This is a genomic window from Pyrobaculum sp. (assembly GCF_049971835.1).
GTDB lineage: Archaea > Thermoproteota > Thermoprotei > Thermoproteales > Thermoproteaceae > Pyrobaculum.
This window is the reverse complement of sequence record NZ_JBMFKV010000157.1, coordinates 1-4,419: the sequence shown is the minus strand read 5'-3', so window position 1 is coordinate 4,419 and position 4,419 is coordinate 1. Positions and strand designations below refer to the sequence as shown.

Annotated in this window: 4 protein-coding genes and 1 pseudogene; 2 read left to right on the top strand and 3 right to left on the bottom strand. The window is 58.7% G+C overall.

The features are described from left to right. A pseudogene (locus ACP5J3_RS11250) lies at window positions 1–462 on the bottom strand (hypothetical protein); the annotation flags it as partial. A 950-nt stretch (window positions 463–1,412) separates the two neighbouring features. On the opposite strand from ACP5J3_RS11250, the gene ACP5J3_RS11245 reads away from it, so the two are divergent. Further along, complete coding sequence (locus ACP5J3_RS11245) at window positions 1,413–2,462, top strand: PaRep2b protein (protein ID WP_428495779.1); 1,050 nt, start codon at window positions 1,413–1,415, stop codon at window positions 2,460–2,462. Window positions 2,463–2,783: 321 nt separating this feature from the next. Then, a complete protein-coding gene (locus ACP5J3_RS11240) occupies window positions 2,784–3,476 on the top strand; it encodes a hypothetical protein (protein ID WP_428495778.1) in 693 nt (230 codons plus the stop codon). A gap of 139 nt (window positions 3,477–3,615) precedes the next feature. Here the strand turns inward: ACP5J3_RS11240 and ACP5J3_RS11235 are convergent, their stop codons facing one another. Further along, window positions 3,616–3,801 carry a hypothetical protein gene (locus tag ACP5J3_RS11235; RefSeq protein ID WP_428495777.1) on the bottom strand — a complete coding sequence of 62 codons (186 nt, stop codon included), beginning with the start codon at window positions 3,799–3,801 and terminating at the stop codon, window positions 3,616–3,618. Between the two features lie 216 nt (window positions 3,802–4,017). Continuing rightward, on the bottom strand, window positions 4,018–4,164 hold the full coding sequence (locus ACP5J3_RS11230; RefSeq protein WP_428495776.1) for a hypothetical protein: 147 nt from the start codon (window positions 4,162–4,164) through the stop codon (window positions 4,018–4,020). Window positions 4,165–4,419 lie beyond the last annotated feature (255 nt).

Genomic DNA, 4,419 nt, shown 5'->3' with positions numbered 1-4,419 from the left:
CGGGAACAAGCCCTGGTAGTCGTACTGACAGACGCCGCCAGTGCACAGCCTATACACGACGGCGGATTTGTTGTACGCAACTCCGTAGATCTCCACATCGCCTGTGGGGAACCGCAACCGGCCGTAGGTGTAGTTCCTCTCCCCGCTCTCTCCTATGACAAGCCACCCCTCCACCCGCGCCTCGACGCCTCTTGTAAAAACGCGCATTAAGAAGGTGTAGTTGGCCTCGTAGGACTCTACAGACGCGGGCTGGGCGGCGGTTGCCGCGGGAGTCGAGGTGGTGGGCGCGGATGTGCCAGATGTGGCAACAGGCGGAGCAGGCTGGGGCGTTGTTTGGACAGAAGTTGCCGATGTGGGTGCCGCACTAGACGTAGCAGTAGGCGGAGCGCCGCGGGGGAGGATTAACGCCAGAAGCGCAACTACAACCGCTATGGCAACCGCCAGGTATATCCCCCGCTTCATGGAGAGCGGAGAGGCCAAGTTTAAATAGATAAAAGAGGCTGTTGCGTACGGCGCAGAAAATCCTAACCACCACCCTCTACATTCTTCCTGACTTACAATCGGACATTCTTCCTGAATCAGGAAAAACGTACGGCGCTGAGTCAGGAAGAACGTAGATGGGACGTTACACCGCCTCTGTGTAATTAAGAACTGTCCACACGACGCGGTAGCCAAAGGCGAAATACGCCGAGGCCAGTTCCAAATCTAAAAATTTGGAATTGACAAAGGCAAGATTAGCACAGTTAGACACACGCCATACGTTAATTCATAAATTAGGGGTTTGTTTTTAGACACATGGGCAAGCTGGCGCCCGCCCCGCCTCCCGCGAGGGCTCCGGGAGACGAAGCTGTGCTTAAAACACGATGCCGAAGGGGCGGCGCGGAACCCTCCGGGTAGCCCCGTCCCGGAAACAACCAGGACCCTCAGGCCCCCAAGGATGCCCAGAGAGAAGAAAGGGGGCATAAGCCCCTCCTCCCACAGAGACTTAAAAACCCTAAAATGCAACTCGTCGGTAAAAAGACTCCTCACACAGACCCAATCCCCCCGGCCGAGACACGCCTCCAAGGCGGCCAGGGGGTCAGTCCCCCCTAACCACCCCGCCATAGAGATCCGCCCCATCCAAAGACACCACGTCGTACACGTACACCACCTTAACCACCCTCCTTTACTTCAACACCTGCATAACAACACCCACACACCTATTTAAAAAACTTTAGACGCCAAAACGGCATGCAAGAGCCAAAAGAACCAGAGCACAAGAACTCCGCAATGTCGCAAATATTTTACAAATACACACAGCAGATAGCGCGGACCGGAGCTGCGGACGTCGTGTCAAGATATCTAGCCTTTACAAAGATTTAAAGCGGGTAGATTGCCGCGATACCGATATATAGGTGGGCGGTCTTACGTCTGTGTTCACAGTGGAGTTGGAAAAGGTCGAGCTGGGAGGCAGGGCTCCCAGGGCCGTCCTCCTATTTAGAGACGAGGGCGGAGCCGAGGCGGCTCGGATAACCCTCTACTGGCACCAGGGCAAGCTCTTCGCCAAGTACAAGGGCTCCCGGGAGGGGGCTGAGCGCCTCGCGTCGATACTCAGAGCAATGGGAGGCGAGGCCGCGGCGAGGCAGTACGGCGGGAGCTGGTACGTAGTCCTCACCACAAACCAGGTGCTGGCCGTGAGAGACCCGGCGTGGGCCGGCGCCGTGAGGCAGTTCCTAGACAAGCTCCGCCAGGCGGGGGCCATAGACGAGGCCAGACACAAGTCGCTAGTCGGCAGGCTGGAGGAGGCCGGCGCCCCCACACTCGCCGGAGTCCGCTTCGCGGTGAGCATCGAGAAGTCGGGCAGACTCTCCGCGGTACACAAGCCCAGAAGCGAGGCGCGGTTCGCCGAGGCGGTGGAGAGGCTCCGGGGCTACGGCCTAGCAGAGGGCCTCCACTTCACAGCCGGCAGAACCCCCAGCGGCCGGTTCTACATACGCCTCACCAGACTAGGCCTCCTGGAGGTGGCCAGGAGGGCAGGCGCGGGAGATCCAGAGGCGGCGCGCTTCATAAAACAGCTGAGGCAGAAAGCCGGGGAGCTAGGCGTAGCCGACGCAGTGCCGCCCCCAGCCTCGAGAAGGCTACCCCTCGCCGTCAACACGGGGGGCGCCGCCGCCGTCGTTAAGAAACTCGCCGCGGAAATCGACGCGGGGCGCCTAAGGATTACCGCGGAGTACGAATCGGCAGGGGCGCCGGGCGCCCTCGCCATAACCTTCAGATGGGAAAAAACCACCGGGGGATACGCCGCCAGGGCCGAGGTACGCGTCTCAGACCCCACCAAAGCCGCCATACTCAAGGCGCTGGTAGGAGACTACCCAGCCACCCGGGGGAAGGCAAAGCTCACCATGCGCCACCTAGAACGCCTAAGAGAATTCGAAGGAATAGCCCAGGTGGTAGACAGCTGGCTAGCCACAAAAAACCAGTAAACACCCCCGCCGCCCCCCACCCCACACAGCCACCACGCAACCACCTCAAGCAGACAGGACAAAACAGCCTGGTGGCAGACACACGGCAGACGCAGAGGCCCCGGCGGCCGACCCCACAAGCCTCTGAGGCCGAAGCCACCGACGGGCCACGGTAGTGGAAATAAAGACGGGGGCCTCCGCACTAGACGGCCCTCGCCGGCACGTCGGGCAGGAGGATAGGCAACGCCGCCCCAAACAGAGACAGCCAGCTACGTAGCCAAAGACACCTCCATACGCGCCGGCCGAAAGATTAAGTTTATAACCAGCAACGGATACCCTACAGTGGTTAACGTCGATGTTGTAATCAGCTCGCTCATAGCCCAGGCGCCGCTTGTAGCTATTGTAGTAGTTGTGCTGTACTACTCACTCGACAGAAAGATAGAGGATGTAAAAAACAAACTCAGTAAGGAAATTGACTCCGTGAGGGGGGAGCTAGGCGGCCGCATCGACAGCCTAAAGGAGCATATCCATGGGCTGGAGACGCGAGGCGAGAATCTTGAAGGGCGTGTAGATAGAATTGAGAACCGCATCAGCAATCTCGAGAGGCGTATTGAGGTGCTTGAGGCCCGTGTGGGGGAGGTGGCCAGGGGCCTTCTGGAGTTTAGAGAGGCTTTCTACAGCTACCAAAACACTCTTATCGACTTCCTCGCGGCTAAGGGAGTGGTGACGGAGCCTGAGGCTGTGCTTCTGCGGGGGGCTTTGAAAACCCTCGCCCCCGCCGCCAGGTCGAGGTACTACACGGAGGAGGTGAGGAAGAGGCTTCTCGAACTACTGGACAAAGAGATTAAAGACTACACCTGGGACGACGTGGCTGAGCTAGAGAAAATAGCAGAAGCCATAGAGAGAGAGGCGCGGGAGACGGGTAGAGAAGACCTAATCAAATACTACCCCAAACTAATGATGTACATAGCAATAGTAAGAGGCCTGCTGAGGAGGAGGGAAATGGAAAAAAAGGAAAAACAAACAAAGGAATAGACAGCCCCCTCCGAAATCCCTCGCCGCGGCGTATCCATCTACTCCACCCACAACTGGTAGCCTCCCCACAGCTCATAGACGTGCCCCAGCCGCCCGTCTGCGAGAAGCGCCGCGTCACGAGTTTTAGATATAGGCAACGTCACGGCGTTGTTACCCTCAGCCGCAGTCCGAGGGCACCTGCGGCCTCCGCTATTACGTCGAAATCCCTATCTCTCGCCGCCAGCTCTTCGCCGCGGTCTATCGCCACAGCCGCCGCCAGCAGGTCAGAAAACGCCTGCGGCTTGCCCAAGCCGATCAGCGCCAGCTGTAGTCTATGCGCCACCATGTAGTCCTCATAGATGGGGAAAAATCACGCCCCCCGAGAAGCGCTTATAATAAATGCTTGGGGTATTCTACTAGTGTGACGGCCGTTATATCCTCCATAACAGGTCTCCGCGCCCTACTCTCTCAATTACGGCACTTGTGTTCAATATCACAGCGGTAGCCTCTCCCTCTCCCGCGCCTCAAGGACCTCCACGTCGACCGCCTCCAGATCCTCGACCTAATCCTCAGGCCCTATGCCGAGCCTCCTCCTGAGCTCCTGCACCGGGACCCTCCCCCCCAGCCTCTTAACAACCTCCTCCACAACTCTTCTAAACTCCTCCTCGTCAATCCAAGGCGGGATGCTCACAGCCGCCGTTTTGCCCACAGCCAAACCCCACCCAGCTAATTTAAAAGTTTCTCTCTCCATTGGGAGGGCGGCGGGGCCTAGAAGTCCGGCACGCTGTCCAACGCCGACGCGGCTTCTCAATACGCCGGGAAGTTACGGAGAGGTCTCCAGACATAGGGAGAGCTCCGTGTGTCTACTAAACGACGGCCCAGAGGCTCCCCACATACACCCAAGTGCCGCCGGGTGTATCTGCGCCATCACACAGCCGTGGACCCGGGCAACCTTGCTGTCGGC